20 protein-coding genes and 4 tRNA genes are annotated in these 18,601 nt (G+C 70.0%); 18 read left to right on the forward strand and 6 right to left on the reverse strand.

The window, feature by feature from the left end; genetic code table 11:
- The first annotated feature begins 64 nt into the window (after nucleotides 1-64).
- Nucleotides 65-631, forward strand: coding sequence for a dihydrofolate reductase family protein (locus OG799_RS32370; protein WP_406040650.1), 567 nt, complete (start codon nucleotides 65-67; stop codon nucleotides 629-631).
- Between the two features lie 296 nt (nucleotides 632-927).
- On the opposite strand, the gene OG799_RS32375 is transcribed toward OG799_RS32370, so the two are convergent.
- From OG799_RS32375 to OG799_RS32385, 3 genes are read right to left on the reverse strand one after another with little or no spacing between them, the layout of a single operon-like run.
- Entirely contained in the window at nucleotides 928-1,422 is a 495-nt protein-coding gene (locus OG799_RS32375; RefSeq protein ID WP_406046473.1) for a transposase, read from the reverse strand.
- Between the two features lie 32 nt (nucleotides 1,423-1,454).
- Nucleotides 1,455-2,024, reverse strand: coding sequence for a sigma factor (locus OG799_RS32380; RefSeq protein ID WP_406040652.1), 570 nt, complete (start codon nucleotides 2,022-2,024; stop codon nucleotides 1,455-1,457).
- A 43-nt stretch (nucleotides 2,025-2,067) separates the two neighbouring features.
- Nucleotides 2,068-2,439 carry a YciI family protein gene (locus tag OG799_RS32385; protein WP_406040654.1) on the reverse strand — a complete coding sequence of 124 codons (372 nt, stop codon included), beginning with the start codon at nucleotides 2,437-2,439 and terminating at the stop codon, nucleotides 2,068-2,070.
- Between the two features lie 893 nt (nucleotides 2,440-3,332).
- Between OG799_RS32385 and OG799_RS32390 the strand changes: the two genes are divergently transcribed.
- The gene (locus tag OG799_RS32390) at nucleotides 3,333-4,955 is read left to right on the forward strand and encodes an IS4 family transposase (RefSeq protein ID WP_406046474.1); all 1,623 of its coding nucleotides are present in this window, start codon (nucleotides 3,333-3,335) and stop codon (nucleotides 4,953-4,955) included.
- A gap of 323 nt (nucleotides 4,956-5,278) precedes the next feature.
- On the opposite strand, the gene OG799_RS32395 is transcribed toward OG799_RS32390, so the two are convergent.
- The 3 genes from OG799_RS32395 to OG799_RS32405 form a co-directional block, all read right to left on the reverse strand.
- Nucleotides 5,279-5,932: a class I SAM-dependent methyltransferase gene (locus OG799_RS32395; protein WP_406040656.1), complete on the reverse strand. Its 654-nt coding sequence runs from the start codon at nucleotides 5,930-5,932 to the stop codon at nucleotides 5,279-5,281.
- 256 nt (nucleotides 5,933-6,188) lie between these two features.
- Nucleotides 6,189-6,368: a hypothetical protein gene (locus tag OG799_RS32400; RefSeq protein ID WP_406040658.1), complete on the reverse strand. Its 180-nt coding sequence runs from the start codon at nucleotides 6,366-6,368 to the stop codon at nucleotides 6,189-6,191.
- 290 nt (nucleotides 6,369-6,658) lie between these two features.
- Complete coding sequence (locus tag OG799_RS32405) at nucleotides 6,659-7,153, reverse strand: YajQ family cyclic di-GMP-binding protein (RefSeq protein ID WP_179801899.1); 495 nt, start codon at nucleotides 7,151-7,153, stop codon at nucleotides 6,659-6,661.
- A 147-nt stretch (nucleotides 7,154-7,300) separates the two neighbouring features.
- On the opposite strand from OG799_RS32405, the gene OG799_RS32410 reads away from it, so the two are divergent.
- The 16 genes from OG799_RS32410 (at nucleotide 7,301) to rplJ (ending at nucleotide 18,560) form a co-directional block, all read left to right on the forward strand.
- A tRNA-Tyr gene (locus OG799_RS32410) sits at nucleotides 7,301-7,384 on the forward strand.
- A 246-nt stretch (nucleotides 7,385-7,630) separates the two neighbouring features.
- Nucleotides 7,631-8,854 carry an FUSC family protein gene (locus tag OG799_RS32415; RefSeq protein WP_406040660.1) on the forward strand — a complete coding sequence of 408 codons (1,224 nt, stop codon included), beginning with the start codon at nucleotides 7,631-7,633 and terminating at the stop codon, nucleotides 8,852-8,854.
- Nucleotides 8,855-9,461: 607 nt separating this feature from the next.
- Nucleotides 9,462-9,620 (forward strand): hypothetical protein, encoded by a 159-nt coding sequence (locus tag OG799_RS32420; protein WP_406040662.1) that lies wholly within the window; start codon nucleotides 9,462-9,464, stop codon nucleotides 9,618-9,620.
- Nucleotides 9,621-9,677: 57 nt separating this feature from the next.
- Nucleotides 9,678-12,221, forward strand: coding sequence for a putative bifunctional diguanylate cyclase/phosphodiesterase (locus tag OG799_RS32425; RefSeq protein ID WP_406040664.1), 2,544 nt, complete (start codon nucleotides 9,678-9,680; stop codon nucleotides 12,219-12,221).
- A 108-nt stretch (nucleotides 12,222-12,329) separates the two neighbouring features.
- A tRNA-Thr gene (locus tag OG799_RS32430) sits at nucleotides 12,330-12,402 on the forward strand.
- 25 nt (nucleotides 12,403-12,427) lie between these two features.
- Nucleotides 12,428-12,500: transfer RNA gene (locus OG799_RS32435), tRNA-Met, on the forward strand.
- Nucleotides 12,501-12,627: 127 nt separating this feature from the next.
- The gene (gene rpmG, locus OG799_RS32440) at nucleotides 12,628-12,795 is read left to right on the forward strand and encodes a 50S ribosomal protein L33 (RefSeq protein WP_067301359.1); all 168 of its coding nucleotides are present in this window, start codon (nucleotides 12,628-12,630) and stop codon (nucleotides 12,793-12,795) included.
- A 122-nt stretch (nucleotides 12,796-12,917) separates the two neighbouring features.
- A complete protein-coding gene (locus OG799_RS32445; RefSeq protein WP_089012483.1) occupies nucleotides 12,918-13,364 on the forward strand; it encodes a MaoC family dehydratase N-terminal domain-containing protein in 447 nt (148 codons plus the stop codon).
- Nucleotide 13,365: 1 nt separating this feature from the next.
- Nucleotides 13,366-13,758: a MaoC family dehydratase gene (locus tag OG799_RS32450; RefSeq protein WP_406040667.1), complete on the forward strand. Its 393-nt coding sequence runs from the start codon at nucleotides 13,366-13,368 to the stop codon at nucleotides 13,756-13,758.
- A gap of 128 nt (nucleotides 13,759-13,886) precedes the next feature.
- A tRNA-Trp gene (locus OG799_RS32455) sits at nucleotides 13,887-13,959 on the forward strand.
- A gap of 214 nt (nucleotides 13,960-14,173) precedes the next feature.
- Nucleotides 14,174-14,566, forward strand: coding sequence for a preprotein translocase subunit SecE (secE, locus tag OG799_RS32460; protein ID WP_406040669.1), 393 nt, complete (start codon nucleotides 14,174-14,176; stop codon nucleotides 14,564-14,566).
- Nucleotides 14,567-14,604: 38 nt separating this feature from the next.
- Nucleotides 14,605-15,327 (forward strand): transcription termination/antitermination protein NusG, encoded by a 723-nt coding sequence (gene nusG / locus OG799_RS32465; protein ID WP_406040671.1) that lies wholly within the window; start codon nucleotides 14,605-14,607, stop codon nucleotides 15,325-15,327.
- Nucleotides 15,328-15,510: 183 nt separating this feature from the next.
- Nucleotides 15,511-15,942, forward strand: a complete 432-nt coding sequence (gene rplK, locus OG799_RS32470) for a 50S ribosomal protein L11 (protein ID WP_406040673.1) — start codon at nucleotides 15,511-15,513, stop codon at nucleotides 15,940-15,942.
- An 81-nt stretch (nucleotides 15,943-16,023) separates the two neighbouring features.
- Complete coding sequence (gene rplA / locus OG799_RS32475; RefSeq protein ID WP_406040675.1) at nucleotides 16,024-16,740, forward strand: 50S ribosomal protein L1; 717 nt, start codon at nucleotides 16,024-16,026, stop codon at nucleotides 16,738-16,740.
- Between the two features lie 149 nt (nucleotides 16,741-16,889).
- The gene (locus tag OG799_RS32480; RefSeq protein ID WP_406040677.1) at nucleotides 16,890-17,591 is read left to right on the forward strand and encodes a hypothetical protein; all 702 of its coding nucleotides are present in this window, start codon (nucleotides 16,890-16,892) and stop codon (nucleotides 17,589-17,591) included.
- Nucleotides 17,592-18,014: 423 nt separating this feature from the next.
- Nucleotides 18,015-18,560: a 50S ribosomal protein L10 gene (rplJ, locus tag OG799_RS32485; protein WP_132270151.1), complete on the forward strand. Its 546-nt coding sequence runs from the start codon at nucleotides 18,015-18,017 to the stop codon at nucleotides 18,558-18,560.
- Nucleotides 18,561-18,601: the final 41 nt, after the last annotated feature.

Genomic DNA, 18,601 nt, shown 5'->3' on the forward strand with positions numbered 1-18,601 from the left:
ATCGAGCTGTTCGCAACCCTCGACCTCGTCGGGCAGTCGCCCGGCCGGCCCCGACGAGGACCCGGTGGGGTTCCCGTTCGGCGGCTGGCAGGCGCCCCTGCTGGACGAGGTCGCCGGGGCGCAGGTCGGTGCCGCGTACGAGGGCACGGACGCCCTCCTGCTCGGCCGGCGGACGTATGACATCTTCGCTGCCTACTGGCCGTACCAGGAGGGCGGCGAGGACAACGAGATCGCCACGCTCTTCAACAGCGTCCCGAAGTACGTGGCCTCCCGCGGCAGGCCCGACCTCTCGTGGGCCGGGTCCACGCAGCTCAGCCCGGATCTGGCCGGCGCGGTGCGCGAGATCCGTGACCGGCACGAGCACGTGAAGGTCGTCGGCAGCCTGAACCTGGTGCAGACCCTCCTGCGCGAGAAGCTCTTCGACCGTCTCGACCTCTGGGTGCACCCGATCGTGCTCGGCGTCGGGAAGAAAGTGTTCGACGGTGGCGCGGTGCCCACGAACGTCACACTCCTCGAACCGCCGGTAGCCGGTCCGAGGGGCACCGTGTACCTGCGCTACGGGCTCGCCGATGGCACGCCCGAGACGGGGGACATGAGCGCACCCGATCGCGGTGCCGGACGCGACGACTGAAGCCGCCCCGCGCCAGGTGGGTCCGTGTCGTCGGCGGTGAATCCGCCAGGTCGGCATTCCGTCACGGCGTCGGCAGTTCGAGGTGCCGACGCCGTGACGAAGTGCCTCGCCAGAGGGTCGCCGCCATCACGCTATGGTCTGGCAGGCCCCGTCGCCCTTAGCTAGCGCGCGTTGCGGCGTGTGTGATCCGATAACAGATCCGCCACACATCTCCGCCAACTGAGTGCGACGGATCCAGCACCTAGGGGCGGCAGGTTGGCTGGCGACGAAACGTCCTGTCATGGCATCCCTTTATGTCAAGGCGCCGCTGGAACCAGGGGTTTAGGGTGGTTGGTGGCGGGTCCGGGAAGTGGCTTGTCCGAAGGGCCGATGTCCGGGGTCAGGTCGGTCACGCTGGATTGCAGAGTCGTCCCCGAGTGCCCTCCCGGGCCTGCCACCTTCCGTCGTTTCTGGTCTTCGACCATGCGGGCGTAGACGACGTTGGACAGTCGGCGTTTGAGGGCGCGCATGGCTTCCATGGAGGTCTTCCCGGCGGCTTTCTTCGCGTCGAAGTAGGCGCGGCCCTCGGTGCGGTTGCGGAGTTGGACGACGGCCATGATGTGCAGGGTCCGGTTGATGCGGCGGTTGCCGGCGCGAAAGAGCCGGTGGCGTTGCTGGGCGCCGGAGGAGGCGTCCAGCGGGGCGGTGCCGTTCCAGGAGGCAAACCGGTCGCGGTCGGCGAAGCGGCGGATGTCGCCGACGTCGGCCAGCAGCCGGGCGGCGCCCGAGGGACCGATGCCGTGCAGGCCCATCAGCGTCGAGCCGCGGGCGAGGACCAGGGCCTTCAGGTCCTTGTCCGCAGACTTGATTTTCCTGTCGATGCCTTCGAGTTCACTGATGAGTTCGACGGCGAGTCGACGTCTGGTCTTGCCGACGATGTCTCTGGGCTTGACGGTCGCGACCAGCACGCGGGCCTGCGGCGCGGACAGGAACTTCTTCGCCCCGCCGGGCAACAGTTCCAGCAGCAGCCGGTGCAGCCGGTTGATGGTCTGGGTGCGGGCACGGCCGAGCTCGTCGCGACGGTCGGCGATGCCAGCACGTCGTCATCGATCTTGTCAGGATCGATTTCTTCGTCAACCGCCGAGTCGACCGCCAAGTCGGCCGCCAGCAGGGCGTATCGGTCCTGGAGGGCGGTCCGGCGGCGGATCGCGTCGATCGCCCGCCGCCGGGCCGTGGCCATCAGCCAGCCGGCCGGATTCGCCGGAGAGGCGAGCGGCCACGACACCAGCGCCTCGGCCACCGCCTCCTGGGCCGCGTCCTCGGCCAGCCCGAAATCGCCGGTGAACCGGGTCAGCGCGGCGACGATCCGCGCCGACTCGATCCGCCAGACGGCCTCGACATCGGCCGTACCCATCAGATCTGGCCGTTGCTCTCGCGCCCGGCCCAGTCCTTGACGATCACTCGGCGACCTGCGGGACCTCGTGGCTCCCGGGCACCCGCCGGACCTCGATCTTGGACCCGGGGGCCGCCGGGACCCGCTTGGCCCACTCGACCGCCTCCTGTCTCGAGGCGACATCGAGCAGGAAGAAGCCCCCGAACAGTTCCTTGGTCTCGCCGTATGGCCCGTCCGTGACCACCGGGGCCTCGCCGCTGAAGTCGACCACGACGCCCCGGCCCGGATCGTCCAGCCCTTCCGCCGCGAGGAGAACACCGGCCTTGACCATCTCCTCGATGAACTGGCGGGTCGTGGCCATCATCTCGTCGATGTTGGCCATCATGGCCGCGTTCGACTCGTCGGTGCCCCGCATGATCAGCAGGTACTTCGGCATCGCGTTCTCCTCATCCGGCGGGGCCGCCTCTCGACCCTCGCACCCACACGTCGAACGAGCGGCCCGCGGATCGACACGGCCCCGGAGAAATCTCTCGCCGCGACGCAGCCGATCCCTCCGACCCGCGTTTCGCCCGTCAGACCGGCCCCTGAGCGATGGTTGATGCGGACGCCCTGCTGATCAGAAAGCTTATCGTCGCATCTTTGGAAGGCGGCGACGCTCACACAGGTCTGGGAAAAGCATTCGGGACGCGCTCAGTGATTTCTCCGCTACCGGGCTGAAGAGAGGGCGACGGGAATCTTTAGCGGCGTTTCGCCCGCGGCGCACTCTCATACCGCGGTCAGCGCGCTGAGGTGTCGCAGATCAGTTGGCGGACGCGTGTCGCGCATCAGTCGACGGAGGACACGCGTTGCGGCGTGACGTTGCCGAATTCCGCTCTATCAGATCAAGGCGGCCCGCAAAGCGGGCCGCGCCGGCCCGGCCCCGGCCTGCTGGCGACCTCCGGCCGGCATCGGCCGGCCACGCTGGCGGAGCACCAAGGGCGTAAGAGGCTGAGGCGGGACGATCGCCGTCGGGGTTGCTCACCAACGAGATCAGGGCGATCGGCTGCCGCGCAGCAGAGCTGCTTGCCCCCGGGCTTTCGCGGACACCGCCTGCGGTTCGATGACGACGAGGACCAAGGCGTGACCCATCCCCCGGATGCCCGATCCTCTACGCCACCCGCCCGGCGTCAAGGGCGCTGCGCGTCGGCACGCCGATCAATGCCGCGTAGTTAAGCGTTCTGGGCTCGGGGCAAGCGGGTCGTGGTGCCCCGGCGTGGTGGGGTGAATGGCAGCGAGACCTCTGGTAGATCGGGTCAACCCTTCACGATCTTCCCGCCACCAGAGGTCCCGTTGTCCACTCAGTCTGCCACTGGCACGATCAACCGCACCGTCACGGTCGCTGCGGGGGCGTATGCCCCAGGCCATCTGGGCGAATTGACTCAGTACCTGCCGTTCGAGGTGGTCGATGACGTCTTGGAGCAGACCAGGACGTTGCAGCGTCGGCTGCGTGACCTGCCGTCTCGGATCGGCGTGTATTTCGTGCTCGCGCTGGGGCTGTTCCCTCACCTGGGATATGCCCGGGTCTGGACGAAGCTGACCGCCGGGCTGGCGGGCGTGCGGGTGGCGTGCCCATCGGAGAAGGCTCTGCGCGACTTGCGCCGCCGGCTGGGACCAGCACCGATGAAGGCCCTGTTCGAGGTGATGGCCGGACCGCTGGCACAGCCGCATACTCCCGGCGTGCGCTTCCGCGGGCTGCGCACGGTCGCCTTCGACGGCTGCAACTCGCGGAAAGTCCCCGACACCGACCGCAACCGGTTCTGGTTGGGCAGGATCAGGTACCGAATGGGCTTCGCCGGATACCCCACGCTGCGACTGATGACCTTGGTGGAGACCGGCACCCGTGGCCTGATCGGCGCCACGCTCGGCTGCGCGGGCGACCGGGACGAAGCCACCCTGGCCCGACGCCTGCTGCCGCTGCTGGCACCAGGCATGCTGGTCCTGCTGGACCGGGCCTTCGACGCCAACGCCTTCCTCGCCGAGATCACCGCGACCGGGGCGATGCTGCTGGCCCGTAGCAAGTCAACCCGCAACCCGCCGGTGCTGCAGCACCTGCCCGACGGCTCCTACCTGTCGTGCCTGGATGGCCTGAGCGTGCGGATCATCGAGGCCGACGTGACCGTGACCGGTGCCGATGGCAGCCGCGTGCGCGACCGGTACCGGCTGATCACCACGCTGCTAGATCACCGCCGCTTCCCGGCTGCCGATCTGGTCGCGCTGTATCACGAGCGGTGGGAGATCGAGTCGGCCTACCTGGCCCTGCGGCACACCCTCCTGACCGGCCGCGTCCTGCGCTCCGGTGACCGACCGGGCCTGGAGCAGGAACTCTGGGCACTGCTCCTGCTCTACCAACTGCTGCGCATAGCGATGGTCACCGCCGTGGAAACACGCCCGGGCACCGATCCCGACCGGGCCAGCTTCACCACCGCCCTGGAAGTCGCACGTGACGAACTGACCGCGGCCCGCGGAATCTGCCCCGACGGACCCGCAGACCTTCTCGGTGCCATCGGCCGGGCCGTCCTGACCACGCTGCTGCCCGCCCGTCGGGCACGCTACAGCGCCCGCAAGGTCAAATGCGCCACGTCCCGCTACCTCAACCGCGACGACGGTCGACCCGACACCGATACCGCCATCACTGCTATCGACATCGTCTTGCACACCCCAGCCATCGACCGGCGTCGTCACAGACCCCGCCGCGACCCCAACACCCCCAACCCGCCGCAGCTCCCGACCCGCCGACACCGCGTCATGGCCATCATGAACGCCGATCCCAGCCGCGGCTGGACGGGCAAGGAACTCGCCCAGCGACTCCAGGTCAAGCCCCGAAACATGCTCACCCAACTCGCCGAATGGACCCGCCTCGGCTTCCTCACCCGCACCGGCGCCGGCACCTACGCACCCGCCATACCGTCATAGAAGCTCTGGACCACCCACACAATTTCTTGACTACGCGGCATTGGCACGCCGATGGCCTACGGCCACCCTTGACCCCGGCCGGGCGCCGCAGTACTCGGCACCTATCGGGGGATGGGGGCAGACTGGCGATCCACCGGAGAATCGAGCGCCTAGTCCTCTAGGAACCGCGACCTGGTCGACGGCCCCGCCGGCCCGCTCCTGCTGCGTGTCGGTGGGCCGCCGCGGTCGCGGTAGGTGCCGGAAACGGCCGCCGGCTCGACCCTCGCGCCGCCCGGCCCGGATGCCCGCCCCGTTTGCCAACCTCAGGCCCGGCGTTGCCAACCTCAGGCGCGGCGGAACTCCGCGCGCCAGCGGATCCCACCGTCGGGGGCGACGATCTCCTCGACCCGGGCCGGGGTCAGCGGGCCGGCCGCGAAGGCGTCGACCTCGGCCCGGGCCAGCGGCCAGGGCGGGCCCTCGACGACCTCGTCGTCCCGCCGGCCGGCCGCGATCACCAGCAGCGTCCCGTCCGGCGCGACCAGCCGGCCGACCGTCGGGATCGCCCGCTGCCGCAGCTCGTCCGGCAGTGCCTGCACGTTCATGCTCTCGAGCACGAAATCGAACCCGCCCAGCCAGTCGTGCGGCGGGTCGAGCAGGTCGGCGGTCTCGTACCGGACCGGGGAGTCCGGGTGGCGGCGGCGGGCCGCCCGTACCGCCGTGGGAGAGATGTCGAAGGCGACGGTGGCGAAGCCGAGGCGGGCCAGATGTTCGGCGTCGCGGCCGAAGCCGCACCCGACGACCACGGCGCGCCGACCGGATCCGTCCGGCCGGGTCCGGTCGGTCCACTCGCTGAGCAGGGAATGCGCCCGGTCGAGGTCCCACGGGACGACCGCCTCGCCCCGCTCGGCGTCGGCGTAGGGCCGCTCGAACCAGCCGGCCGGATCGCCCTCGGCGGTGGCCGGGGAAGACAACCGGTGGGTCAGATCGTTGTCGTGCACGGACGCCTCCTCGCCTCCGGGAAGCCCTGGACCCGTGGCTTCGAGTCGGCGTGAAGGGCCTCACCGTGTTGGTCGCCCACCCTAGCCTCCGTGCCTGCCCGATACGTGCCCGATCAGACGGATGACCAAGGGCAACGGCGGTCATCACGAGTAGGAGACGACGAAGGCCGCCAACCGGCGTTTCCGCAGGTCAAGGGCCTTGCCGATCCCTGGTGGCGGGTAGAGGATTCGAACCTCTGTAGCTTTCGCGACGGATTTACAGGCCGCTCCGGCTGCCCCTGTATCCGTAGATCACCTCATCGACCGGCCCGTCGACTCGGACGTAGAGGTGCTCTACTGCGGGTACCGGGACGTCGCTTGCGCCGACGTAGATCCCTGTTTGCGGCAACTTGACGACGTCAGGCAGCAGTTTCTCGCCCGTGGTCTCGACCGTCATGATCCGTCCGTCGATAGGTCCGTCCTCGAACCATGCTTCTACCGCTGCCACTCACTCATCATCGCGACCGGCGCAAGGCGTCTGAGAGGGGGTGGGTGGGTCTCGACTGCCTCCCCAGCCAGCGCGGACGCTGACGCCGTAGCGGATGCCCCGACCAGGCGGTGGACCAGTCAGGCCGTCGCCAGGCCGTCAGAGGACGCCGAAAGGTGACCAACAACGACCGGCGGCGACGAAGTTTGCCCAGCTCACCGTGCGCGGCAGGTGGTCTAGCCAGCCGGGGTGAATCGGCCCTACCTGTAGTTGGTGAACTGCAGGGCGACGCCGAAGTCCTCGCCCTTGAGCAGCGCGATGACGGCCTGGAGGTCGTCCTTCTTCTTGCCGGTGACCCGGAGCTGGTCGCCCTGGATCTGCGCCTGCACGCCCTTCGGGCCCTCGTCGCGGATCTTCTTGCTGATCGCCTTGGCCTTGTCCGTGTCGATGCCCTGGATCACCTTGGCGTCGATCTTGAAGACCTTGCCCGAGGCGCGAGGGTCGCCGGCATCCAGCGACTTGAGCGAGATGTTCCGCTTGACCAGCTTCTCCTTGAAGACGTCCAGCGCCGCGCGGACCCGCTCCTCGGTCTCCGCCTGGAGACTGATCGCCTCCTCGCCCGACCAGGAGATCTCGGCGCCGGTACCGCGGAAGTCGAACCGCTGCGCGAGCTCCTTCTCCGCCTGCCGGAGGGCGTTGTCGACCTCCTGGCGGTCGACCTTGCTCACGATGTCGAACGACGGGTTGGCTGCCATGCTCATGCTCCTGCTGTCCGGCGGTCTGAGGTCTTCCGTCGCCCACTGACCAGCGGCACGACCCCCTGACGGTACCCGCTTGCGGCGGCCCCGGGGGCAACCGCTATCCTTGCTTCCGCTGCTGCGCACGCGTGGTGGCGACGCCCTGGCGGGTTGCCCGAGCGGCCAATGGGAGCGGACTGTAAATCCGTCGCGAAAGCTACAGAGGTTCGAATCCTCTACCCGCCACCAGGGAATAGCAAGGCCTCTGACCTGCGGAAGCGCTGATCAGAGGCCTTCGCTGTCTCCGGCTGCTATTGGCCGCGGTCAACCCCCAGTGACTGGCCGGTCGGGCACGCAACGGGCACGTTGGATCTTGGGGTTTGCCCTTCACTCCTGGCTGGCGAGAGCCGCTCGGGCAGGCAGGCTCGGCCCAGCCGGGGGTTCTCGGGCCGTCGCCCCGGTGATTGTGCTCTGCCTCGGCGGGTAGGCGAGGAGATGTTCTCCCGCCTCCGCAGGCCCGCCGGGCATCGGGAACCCCTGCCGGTCGGCCTCGACAAGCAGCGTGTTGAGGAGGCTCTCGAAGGGCTGCGCCGCCGTACCGAGTCGACCGGCCGGGACCGGCTGCGCCAGTTGCGGCTCGGGCTGATCCTGGCGGTGCAGGCGGGGCTCGCGGCGGCGCTGGCTTGGTTCGTGGCCCACCGGTTGCTTCACAACCCGCAACCCGTCTTCGCCCCGACCGCGGCGGTGGGCACGATCGTCTCCTCCATCGGCCGGCGACTCCGGCGTTCCGTCGAGCTGATCATTGGGGTCGCGGTAGGCGTCGCGATCGGTGATTTCCTGATCGTGCTGCTGGGGACAGGGGCGTGGCAGCTCGGCGTGGTCGTTGCGCTGGCCATCACCGTCGCTTTGGTGGTGGGTGGCCGGGGCACGCTGGTCGCCCAGGCCGGTGGTACCGCCGTGCTGATCGCGACCCTGTCTCCGTCCGTCGGAAAGCTGGAGTATCCGCGGTTTGTCGACGCGGCCGTCGGCGGTTCGATCGGCATGATCGTGGTGGTGCTGCTGCTGCCGCTCAACCCACTGCGGGCCGTCGAGCGGGCCGCCAAGCGGCCGGGGGAGGTGCTCGCCGATCAGCTGGACGCCGCGGCCCGTGCGCTGACCGAGCGCGACGCCGCCGCGGCGGAGCAGGCCCTGACCCGGTTGCGGAGCATCAACCAGGACTTCGACCAGATGCGCGAGGCGCTGAGCGGAGCGCAGGAGGTGGTCTCCCTCGCGCCGGCCCGCTGGCACCGGCGGCAGGTCGTGGCGGCGTACGCCAACGCGGTGGAGCACATGGACCGCGCCGCGCTCAACAGCAAGGCGCTGATCCGCCGGTCGGTGACCGTCATCGAGGACGGGGAGCCGGTGCCGGCCGAGCTGCCCTCGTCGATCGGCCGGTTGGCCGAGGCGGTCCGCCGGTATCGGCGTGAGTTCGTCGGCCGCCGGGTCCCGCGGGAGGCGCGGCACTGCGCGCTGCTCGGGGTGAGCGAGGCCGGGACGGCGTACAGAAGAGGGGTGGGCCTTTCCGGGACGGTGGTCGTGGCCCAGGTCAGGACCGTCACCAGCGACCTGCTGCGGGCCACCGGGATCGACAAGGACGAGGCGAACAGGCTGGTTCACCGGGTCGCGTCGCGGGAGGCGGAAGTCGAGGTCACGGACGGGCGGGGACCCGGGTCCCAGTAGTGAACGGTGATGCTGGAGGGCGTTGGAGCGGGCGACGGGAATCAAACCCGCACCGTCAGGTTGAAACAGCGCGCTCGACCGGCCGAGATGCCGGAATCGCCTTGCGGCGCAGGTTGGCGCGTTGACAGCTCGTGCTGTCGGCGACGCGTGAAAACTGACCCCCGGGCGACGGGTGAAGCTGGACCTGTCAATCCCCTGGAATCGTGGAGGGCTCCGTTATGCGGCCTGGGCCTCCAGGGCGCCGGTCGTTGATCGTTCCTAGTCGATGGGTGATCGCCAGTCGCAGACGGAGTGCCTGCGGCGCCGGTTGTGGAAGTCGGTGATCCGGGCACGCTGGCGGACGACCAAGCGCGAAGGGTTGCGTGTCCACTACGAGTAGTAGGGGATCTACGTGCGCAATTCTGACGCTAGGTCGCTTGTTCGGAGAATCGACCACCGGTGGACCGGCAAAGTTTCTGCCCACACGTCGGACCCGCCGAGCCGGACGTGCCATGTCGTCCCGGCTCCCGGTCCGACCGTTTCCCTGCAACTTTCCAGCCCGGCGGAGCTGTGGCACCATCATGGAATCCCATTCCCTTCGACAACCCTCGCCGACAGGAGCACAGTGATGTCTGGTCGTAGGTCTGGCCGGCTCGCCGCCGTGACGGCGCTGTTGGCTCTCGTGATGCTCGCCGGCGGCATCGCCGGGCTGGACTCCGGCGTACATCAGATGGACTTCGACTGGGGCGCGCCGGTGGGGGCGGTCGCCACGGTTTCGTTGCCCTGAGTCCGAGCGTCAGCCGGCAAGGCCGGATGATCGTCCAGCCCGAGCCGGAGGAGCGGGATGGCAAGCCCCCGACCGTCGCGACGCAGTTCGAATGAGCGAGCCTGGCTGGTCACCGGGCCGCTGGCCCTCCTTGCCGCCGTCTGCTGCACCGGGTTGGCCCTGCTCGGTCCGCCCCCGCCGGGCAACCTTGCCATCGTCGGGGTGCTGCTTCTCGCCATGGTGGCGGCGGGCACCCAGGTGCTCCAGTTCGTCATTCGGCGTCAGGCGCTGGCCTTCACCATCACCGAGATTCCACTCGTCCTGGCCTTCTTCTACCTGCCGCCGCTGATGGTGGTCGCGATCGCCTCCGTAGCGGCGCTGATCGGGCAGCTGCGCCGCCGGTTGACCCCCACCAAGATCTGGTTCAACGTGGCGAAGGCAGCTGCAGCGGCCTCACTCGCCTGCCTCGTGCTGCTGGCGTTGCCGGATCCACAGGGCGTCGGCCCGCGGACCTGGCTGACCCTCTTCCTGACCGTCAGCACGAACACTCTGGTGACCCTTGCTGCCGTCAGCGGCGTCATCGGTGTGCTGCAGGGATGGCAGGCGGGATGGGAGGTGGTCAGCAGCGCACCGCAGCCCCTGGCCACCTCCGCGATCAACGTCATCATCGGGCTGGTCGTCCTGATCGCCTTGGAGACCACCTGGTGGTCCCTCCTGCTCATCGCGGTCCTGGCCGTCGCGGTGGTCCTGATCTACCGCTCCTACTCGCAGTTCTTCCGCCAGCACCGCACCCTCGGCGACATGTACGAGCTGACCCGGGCGATAACCGCAAGCGGGCAGGACGGCAACCTTGCCGACGTCCTGCTCGCGCGGATCCGCAGCATGATGCAGGCGGAGTACGCGACGCTCTGGTTGCCGGCGCAGGGGCGTCACCCGGAGGTGATGCTTACCGCCCGGGTCGACGACAACGGTCTGCTGGACGTCGCGCCCACCCCCACGGCGCTCCGCGAGGAGGCCCGTCGACGGGGCGGGACGGTGGCGCTGGGCGTGCGACTGGGTGGCGAGGACGACCTGCGGGCCGCGCTACGTCACACCGGGATCAAGGACGTCATCGTGGTGCCGCTCCGGTCCGGCCAAGCGGTGATCGGCACGCTGGAGGTGGCCAACCGGCTGAGCGACGTCGGTCATTTCACGACCGGCGACATTCCGGTCTTCGAGACGGTCGCCGCGCACGCCGCGGTCGCCCTGGAGAATTCCCGCCTGGTCGACCGGCTGCGCCACGACGCGTACCACGACGCGCTGACCAAGCTGCCCAACCGGCGGCGGATCACCGGCGCGCTGGACGAGGCGGTGAAGATCCGGGCTCCCGGCGAGGTGGTCGCGGTGCTGCTCTTCGACGTGAACGGGCTGCGCCAGGTCAACGAGTCGCTCGGGCACGCCGCGGGGGACAAGGTCCTGGCCGAGGTGGCCGACCGGCTGCGCGCCTCTGCCCCCTCCTCGGCCCTGGTGGGCCGGGCCGGCGGTGACGAGTTCCTGGTGACCCTGCGGCTGGAGAACGCCGAGGCGGCCCTGGAGCTCGCCGCCGAGCTGCGCGAGCAGATCCGCGACGAGATGGTCTTCGACTCGCTGACCCTCGACGTGGACACCGCCGTCGGGGTGGCCGTACACCCGGATCACGGCAGCGATGCCGTGACCCTGCTGCAACGGGTCGACCTGGCCGCGACGGCGGCCAAGTCGGTGCCCGGCAGCGTGCAGCTGTTCAACCCGGCGCTGGAGTCCCGGTCGCTGCGCCGCCTCGGCCTCGCCGGCGACCTGCGGCGCGCCCTGGACGAGGGTGAGCTGGAGGTCTACTTCCAGCCCAAGGTGACGTTGCGGGACCGGCGGCTGCTCGGGGTCGAGTGCCTGGCCCGCTGGGAGCACCCGACGCACGGCACGGTCGCCCCGGAGGACTTCGTCGCGGTGGCCGAGCACACCGGCCAGCTCGGCCGGCTCACCGAGGTGGTGCTCCGGGAGGGGCTGCGGCGCAGTCGGGACTGGACCCACGCCGAGCAGCCGCTCGCCGTCGCGGTCAACCTCTCCGCGCGTACGCTCACCGACCCGCACTTCCCGGACCAGGTGCGCGAGCTGCTCGACGAGTACGGCGTGCCCCCGCAGCGGCTCACCTTCGAGATCCGCGAGGCCGGGGTGCTGGACGGCACCGACCGGCCGATACCGACCCTGCGCCGGCTGCGTGACCTCGGCGTACGGCTCTCGGTGGACGACTTCGGGACGGGCTCGTCGTCCCTGGCGTACCTGCGCCGGCTGCCGGTGCACGAGGTGAAGGTGGACCGCTCGTTCGTGCAGGGCATGGCGACGGATCCGGGCGACCTGGCGATCGTCAACGCGGTGGTGACCCTGTCCCAGCAGTTCGGCCTCGCCGTGGTCGCCGAGGGGGTGGAGAGCGAGCTGACCCTCGAACTGCTCCAGGACATCGGCTGCGAGATCGGCCAGGGCTTCCTGTTCAGCCGGCCACTGCCGTACGAGCGGCTGGAGGCGTGGTTCGGCGCGCAGGTGGAGCCGGACGCCGCCGCCGAAGCGCCCCGGCTGCGGGTCGTCCCGGACCGCTCGGTGACCCTGCTCTGAGCTGGGACGACGGGGATCACCCCCGGTATGGGGGGATCCGATTTCACCTCGGCGGCTCGGGTCGTGTACTGTTTCTCCTGCGCGGCGCCCTCCGGGGTGATCGGGTAGGCCCCCTTAGCTCAGTCGGCAGAGCGTCTCCATGGTAAGGAGAAGGTCTACGGTTCGATTCCGTAAGGGGGCTCACAGGGTCCGGCTGGACCCGCCACGGCGGTGTAGCTCAGATGGCAGAGCAAGCGGCTCATAATCGCTGTGTCGCCGGTTCAAGTCCGGCCACCGCTACTCTCGTCCGTCGGGCTTCCGGCGGTCGATGGAATGGGCGCCACAGGCGCCCACTTTGCATGTCCACGCCGCCAGCGCGTAGGCTGGCGCGTCGTAGTTGTTCCGTTAGCGAGGAAGGCACTCCGCCGTGGCGAAGGCGACCGATGTCCGGCCGAAGATCACTTTGGCGTGTGTGGAGTGCAAGGAGCGCAACTACATCACGCGCAAGAACCGCCGTAACGACCCGGACCGCATCGAGCTGAAGAAGTTCTGCCCCCGGGATGGCAAGCACACCATCCACCGCGAGACCCGCTGACCCGCGGCCGGCTCCGCCGGCCCGGTCCCGCAGCATCCCCGAACGCCGATCCGCACGGACGACGGCCGCACGCCGCCGCCCCGTACGGATCGGCGTTCGTGTTTTCCGTGTAGGTTCGCGGCATGTCTCTGGACCCGTCCTTCGTCGGCCGGACGTATCCGCCGACCGCCCCCTACCAGGTGGGCCGAGAAAAGATCCGTGAGTTCGCGACGGCCATCGGCGCCACCGACCCGGCCCACCACGACCCGGAGGCGGCCCGCGCGCTCGGGCACCCCGATGTGGTCGCGCCGCCGACGTTTCCCGTGGTGGTCACCATGGCCGCCAGCCGGCAGATCATCGAGGATCCGGCCCTCGGCGTGGACTACAGCCGGGTGGTGCACGGCGACCAGCGGTTCGCGTACACCCGGCCGGTGGTGGCCGGTGACGAGCTGGTCTGCGTGAACACCATCGAGGAGATCACCAGCCGGGGCGGGCACGGATTCCTGACCACCCGCACCGACGTGAGCACCGCCGCCGGCGAGCCGGTGGTCGCCGTCTGGTCCAAGATCGTCGTACGCGGGGAGGCCTGAGATGGAACTGCCCACCCAGACGTTCCGGGTGACCCGGGCGGACCTGGTCCGCTACGCGGGCGCCTCCGGCGACTTCAACCCGATCCACTGGAGCGACCGGTTCGCCACCAAGGTCGGCCTGCCGGGCGTGATCGCCCACGGCATGTTCACCATGGCGCTGGTCGGCCGGGCGGTCACCACGTGGGCCGGCGCGCCGAACGCTGTGGTCGACTTCGGCGTCCGGTTCACCCGCCCGGTGGTCGTCCCCGACGACGACCAGGGCACCGAGATCGAGGTCGCCGCGGTGGTCAAGGAGGTCACCGAAGACGGTCTGACCAGGCTCGACGTGACGGCGACCTGCCTGGGGGAGAAGGTGCTCTCGCAGGCCCGGGCGACCATCCGCACGCCCCGCTGAGGGGAGTTCCGACGCGCTAGGGGCAGACCGGTTGGGAAAGTCGTACGACTACCCGTACACTGGTCCGCCGTGGGGCAAGTGACGCCTGCCCGGCCGTGCGTGGCCGGGTGGGGCGAGAGTTGCCGCACAGGGGTGTAGCTCAATTGGCAGAGCAGCGGTCTCCAAAACCGCAGGCTGCAGGTTCAAGTCCTGTCACCCCTGCGCCTCAGGCCTGACCGTTCCCGTGGGTCGCGCCGCCGAACGGCGGCGTCCGGCCCGTGGTGGTGGCACCGGCGGGGTGGTTCCGAGGCAAATCGGGACCCTCCGGTTGGTCCGCCGGCCGCGGCCCGTCGCGGGACGGTTTGGTCCGGCCGGCGTGACCACACGCCGCGCACGCCCATCGGCGTGCGACCCGATACCCCGCACGGAGGGCGAAGTGGCCGAGAGCAAGCGGCGCGGCGAGGACGCCGGCGACGAGCGTCTGCGCGAAGACGCGGTCGTCGACGACGTGGCCGACGACGACGCCACCGACGCGGAAGAGCCGGTCTCCCGGGGCGGCACCGCGACCCGCGCGCGGGCCCGCGCCGAGTCGGCCGACGGTCGGAAGACCCGCAAGGACACCGACCGGGTGGGCCTCTTCGCCCGCATCGCGCGGTTCTTCCGCGAGGTCGTGGCCGAGCTGCGTAAGGTCATCTGGCCGACGCGCAAGGAGCTGCTGACCTACACCGCCGTGGTGGTCACCTTCGTCGCGGTGATGCTGACGATCGTGGGCCTTCTCGACTTCGCGTTCGCGAAGGGCGTGCTGTGGGTCTTCGGCAACCCCAGCTGACCGGCTGACTGTGCCGATAGTGACGGAAGTGAGCGAGCGTGCCTGAGTACGACGAGACCGCCGAAACCACGGACGAGCAGTCCACGGTGGCGACGGCGGCCAACGATGAGTCGGTCGAGGCCGCCAGCGAGCCGGAATTCCCGACCACCGAGCCCGCGCCGGACGAGGAGTACGACCCGGTCGCCGAGCTGCGCCAGAAGCTGCGCTACGCGCCCGGCGACTGGTACGTGGTGCACTCCTACGCCGGCTACGAGAACAAGGTCAAGACCAACCTCGAGACCCGGATCACCTCCCTCGACATGGAGGACTTCATCTACCAGGTCGAGGTGCCGACCCGGGAAGAGGTCGAGGTCAAGAACGGCAAGCGGTCCCAGGTCCAGGCGAAGGTCTTCCCGGGCTACATCCTGGTCCGGATGGAGCTGACCGCCGAGTCCTACTCCTGCGTCCGGAACACGCCGGGGGTCACCGGCTTCGTCGGAGCGACCGACCGGGCCGACCGGCCGGCGCCGCTGAGCCTCGACGAGGTGATGAAGTGGCTGGCCCCGGCGGTCGAGGCCGTGGAGAAGAGGGCCAAGCCGGAGGTCAGGGTCCTCGACTTCGAGGTCGGCGACTCGGTCACCGTCACCGACGGCGCCTTCGCCTCGCTGCCGGCGACGATCAGCGAGATCAACGCGGACCAGCAGAAGCTCAAGGTCCTGGTGTCGATCTTCGGCCGGGAAACGCCGGTCGAGCTGAACTTCAACCAGGTCGCCAAGATCTGACGTACGGTCGCACCGGCGGTGGGCTTTCCGGCCCGCGGCCGGTGCGTCGTCTCGCCCACCCGCCGGACCTCGGCGGAGGGGCCGGCGGAAGTCTGCGCTACCCTAGAACGTCGCCGCTCGCATCGCGCTGACCGTGCGCGCCCGCGACCGGCGCTTTCCCAGTTCCAAGCCCCAGGAAGAGACATGCCTCCGAAGAAGAAGCTCGTCAAGACGTTCACGCTTCAGTTGAAGGCCGGCCAGGCCACGCCGGCGCCGCCGGTCGGCCCCGCGCTCGGCCAGCACGGCGTCAACATCATGGAGTTCTGCAAGTCCTACAACGCGCAGACCGAGGCTCAGCGGGGCGACATCGTCCCCGCCGAGATCAGCGTGTACGAGGACCGATCCTTCACCTTCGTGCTGAAGACCCCGCCCGCCGCCCGGCTGCTGCTCAAGGCCGCCGGTGTCGAGAAGGGTTCCGGCGTGCCGCAGAGCCAGAAGGTCGGCTCCGTGAGCCAGGCCCAGGTGCGTGAGATCGCCGAGAAGAAGATGGTCGACCTCAACGCCAACGACATCGACCAGGCTGCGAAGATCATCGCCGGCACCGCCCGGTCGATGGGCATCATCGTCAGCGACTGACGTCGGTCAGCACTTTCCGATCAGTTCGTGGGAGGGCGCGCGGACACCGCGGCCCGCCAGAGACCACAGGAGTAACCAGAAATGCAGCGCAGCAAGAGCTACCGCAAGGCCGCCGAGGTCATCGACCGGTCGAAGCTCTACACCCCCGCCGAGGCCGTCAAGCTGGCCAAGGACACCACCAACGTCAAGTTCGACGCCACGGTCGAGGTCGCGATGCGCCTCGGCGTCGACCCCCGCAAGGCGGACCAGATGGTCCGCGGCACGGTCAACCTGCCGCACGGCACCGGTAAGACCGCCCGCGTGATCGTCTTCGCCGCCGGCGCGAAGGCCGAGGAGGCCGCCGCCGCCGGTGCGGACGAGGTGGGCACCGACGAGCTCGTCGCCCGGATCCAGGGCGGCTGGCTGGACTTCGACGCGGCGATCGCCACCCCGGACCAGATGGCCAAGATCGGCCGGATCGCGCGGATCCTGGGCCCGCGCGGCCTGATGCCGAACCCGAAGACGGGCACGGTGACCATGGACGTCACCAAGGCCGTCCAGGACATCAAGGGCGGTAAGATCACCTTCCGGGTGGACAAGCACTCCAACCTCCACCTGATCATCGGCAAGGCCTCGTTCTCCGAGACCCAGCTGATCGACAACTACGCCGCCGTCCTCGACGAGGTGCTCCGCGCGAAGCCGTCCGCGGCCAAGGGCACGTACCTCAAGAAGGTCACCCTCACCACCACCATGGGCCCGGGCGTCCCGATCGACCCGAAGCTGGTGAAGAACCTGCAGGAGGCCTCGACCGAGGCCTGAGCACGCCTGATGTAACGGGGCCCCGCCACGACTCGTGGCGGGGCCCCGTTCGTCTGCCCGCTGTGGCAGGCTCGCGGCATGCGGCTCGCCGATCACGGCGCTACGCCGGGTGGACCGGGCGTGGCCGGTCCGGCCCGGGAGGGCGCCCGGTGGCCGCGCTGGTCCGGCTGCGGCTGGCCGGCTTCCTGCGTACCGGGCGGGCGCTGGCGCCGGTGCTGGCCGGCCTGCTCGCCCTCGGCGTCCTCTACGGCGGCGGCCGGGCCCAGCCGGCGGAGGCCTACGGCGTCTCGGCGGTGGTGCTCTTCCCCGTGCTGGCCTGGCAGACCAAGATCCTGCTGGACGTGGAGCCGGACGTGCAGCGCCGGCTGGCCGGGGTGCTGGCCGGGGCGGCCCGGGAGCGGGCGGCCGGCCTGCTCGCCGCGGTCCTGGCCGCCCTCGGCACGGTGGCCGTCGCGCTGGTCTTCCCGTGGCTGGTCGGCGGGGTGACCGGCCCGGTCGGGCCGGGAGACCGCCCGCTCGTCGCCGGGGTCGCCCTCGGCCTCTGGGCGCATCTGCTGGCGCTGCCGGCGGCGGTGGCGCTGGGCGCGCTGGCCAGTCGGGCGGTCACCGGCAGCGCCGGGTACGGCGTGGCGGCGCTCGCCGTCGGCGCGGTCGGCGCCCTGGTCCTCGGCCTGAGCAGCTCGGTCGCGCCCTGGTTGGCACCGCCGGTGATGTCGACCGCCCGGGCGTTGACCGGCCCGCTGACGGTCACCACCGGTCTGGTGCTGACCGCCTGGGCGTTGGCCTGGGCGTTGGCCTGGGCGGCGGTGGCGCTGGCCGGGTACGCCTGGCGCCGCCGTGCCCGCGCCTGACGGCCGCGCGGTGGTCGACACTGATCGGCTCGGCGTACCGCGAATCGGTCCGTCCGGGTCCGGCGGCAGCGCGATGTGCCGCACCCGGTGTCGATCATGCTCCGGTCAGGGGGTGACGGGGCGCACTCCGTGGGCGATTTGGCGGTACGCGGACACGTCGCGTAACCTGGGCGGGTAGTTCCACCCAGAGACCGCTGGTCACCGTGCTCCGGCACGGTCGAAGGTCCCGCGATGACGGGCGACCCGCGCAGGGCGGCAAGCGTAACTCGGTTCTTCCCGTGGTCCGCCGACCATGGTGATCGGCCGGCCCTCGCCCCGTGCGCCCTGCGCCGGGGCTTTTTCGTTGTCGTGATGCCTCCGGCGCCGTCGCAGAGCTTCCGCTCGTCGACGGCGACCAGCCTCGAGCAACGAGAGAGGAGGGACATGGCGGACAAGCCGATCCGGGCCGACAAGGCCACGGCCGTCGCTGAGCTGACCGAGAGCTTCCGCAACGCGGGCGCTGCGGTGCTCACCGAGTACCGTGGTCTGACGGTTTCCCAGCTCACCCAGCTGCGGCGCTCGCTCGGCAAGGAGACCACCTACACGGTCGCGAAGAACACGCTGGCCAAGCGTGCGGCGACCGATGCGGGCATCTCCGGCCTCGACGAGCTGTTCACCGGTCCTACCGCGCTGACTTTCGTTTCGGGCGACGTCGTCGAGGCGGCGAAGGGGCTTCGCGACTTCGCGAAGGCCAACCCGAAGCTCGTCATCAAGGGCGGTGTCTTCGAGGGCAAGGCCATTTCCGCGGCCGAGGTCACGAAGCTCGCCGACCTGGAGTCCCGCGAGGTGCTGCTGGCCAAGCTGGCCGGCGCGATGAAGGGCAACCTGAGCAAGGCCGCGGCCCTGTTCCAGGCTCCGCTCTCCAAGACCGCCCGTCTGGCGGCCGCCCTGCAGGACAAGCGCGAGAAGGAGGGCGCCGAGGCGGCCTGAGGCCTCCCGGCGCACCCACGTTCTTAGTTTCCATTTTGAGA

It is taken from the genome of Micromonospora sp. NBC_00898, from assembly GCF_045207895.1.
Lineage (GTDB): Bacteria > Actinomycetota > Actinomycetes > Mycobacteriales > Micromonosporaceae > Micromonospora.

Excerpts from the sequence above, each read along its gene's own strand:
- OG799_RS32375 (WP_406046473.1), bottom strand. The coding sequence starts at position 1,422 with ATGGGCCTGCACGGCATCGGTCCCTCGGGCGCCGCCCGGCTGCTGGCC.
- OG799_RS32380 (WP_406040652.1), bottom strand. The coding sequence starts at position 2,024 with ATGGGTACGGCCGATGTCGAGGCCGTCTGGCGGATCGAGTCGGCGCGG.
- OG799_RS32385 (WP_406040654.1), bottom strand. The coding sequence starts at position 2,439 with ATGCCGAAGTACCTGCTGATCATGCGGGGCACCGACGAGTCGAACGCG.
- OG799_RS32400 (WP_406040658.1), bottom strand. The coding sequence starts at position 6,368 with ATGACGGTCGAGACCACGGGCGAGAAACTGCTGCCTGACGTCGTCAAG.
- OG799_RS32405 (WP_179801899.1), bottom strand. The coding sequence starts at position 7,153 with ATGGCAGCCAACCCGTCGTTCGACATCGTGAGCAAGGTCGACCGCCAG.
- OG799_RS32415 (WP_406040660.1), top strand. The coding sequence starts at position 7,631 with ATGTTCTCCCGCCTCCGCAGGCCCGCCGGGCATCGGGAACCCCTGCCG.
- OG799_RS32420 (WP_406040662.1), top strand. The coding sequence starts at position 9,462 with ATGTCTGGTCGTAGGTCTGGCCGGCTCGCCGCCGTGACGGCGCTGTTG.
- OG799_RS32425 (WP_406040664.1), top strand. The coding sequence starts at position 9,678 with ATGGCAAGCCCCCGACCGTCGCGACGCAGTTCGAATGAGCGAGCCTGG.
- OG799_RS32445 (WP_089012483.1), top strand. The coding sequence starts at position 12,918 with ATGTCTCTGGACCCGTCCTTCGTCGGCCGGACGTATCCGCCGACCGCC.
- OG799_RS32450 (WP_406040667.1), top strand. The coding sequence starts at position 13,366 with ATGGAACTGCCCACCCAGACGTTCCGGGTGACCCGGGCGGACCTGGTC.
- rplK (WP_406040673.1), top strand. The coding sequence starts at position 15,511 with ATGCCTCCGAAGAAGAAGCTCGTCAAGACGTTCACGCTTCAGTTGAAG.
- rplA (WP_406040675.1), top strand. The coding sequence starts at position 16,024 with ATGCAGCGCAGCAAGAGCTACCGCAAGGCCGCCGAGGTCATCGACCGG.
- rplJ (WP_132270151.1), top strand. The coding sequence starts at position 18,015 with ATGGCGGACAAGCCGATCCGGGCCGACAAGGCCACGGCCGTCGCTGAG.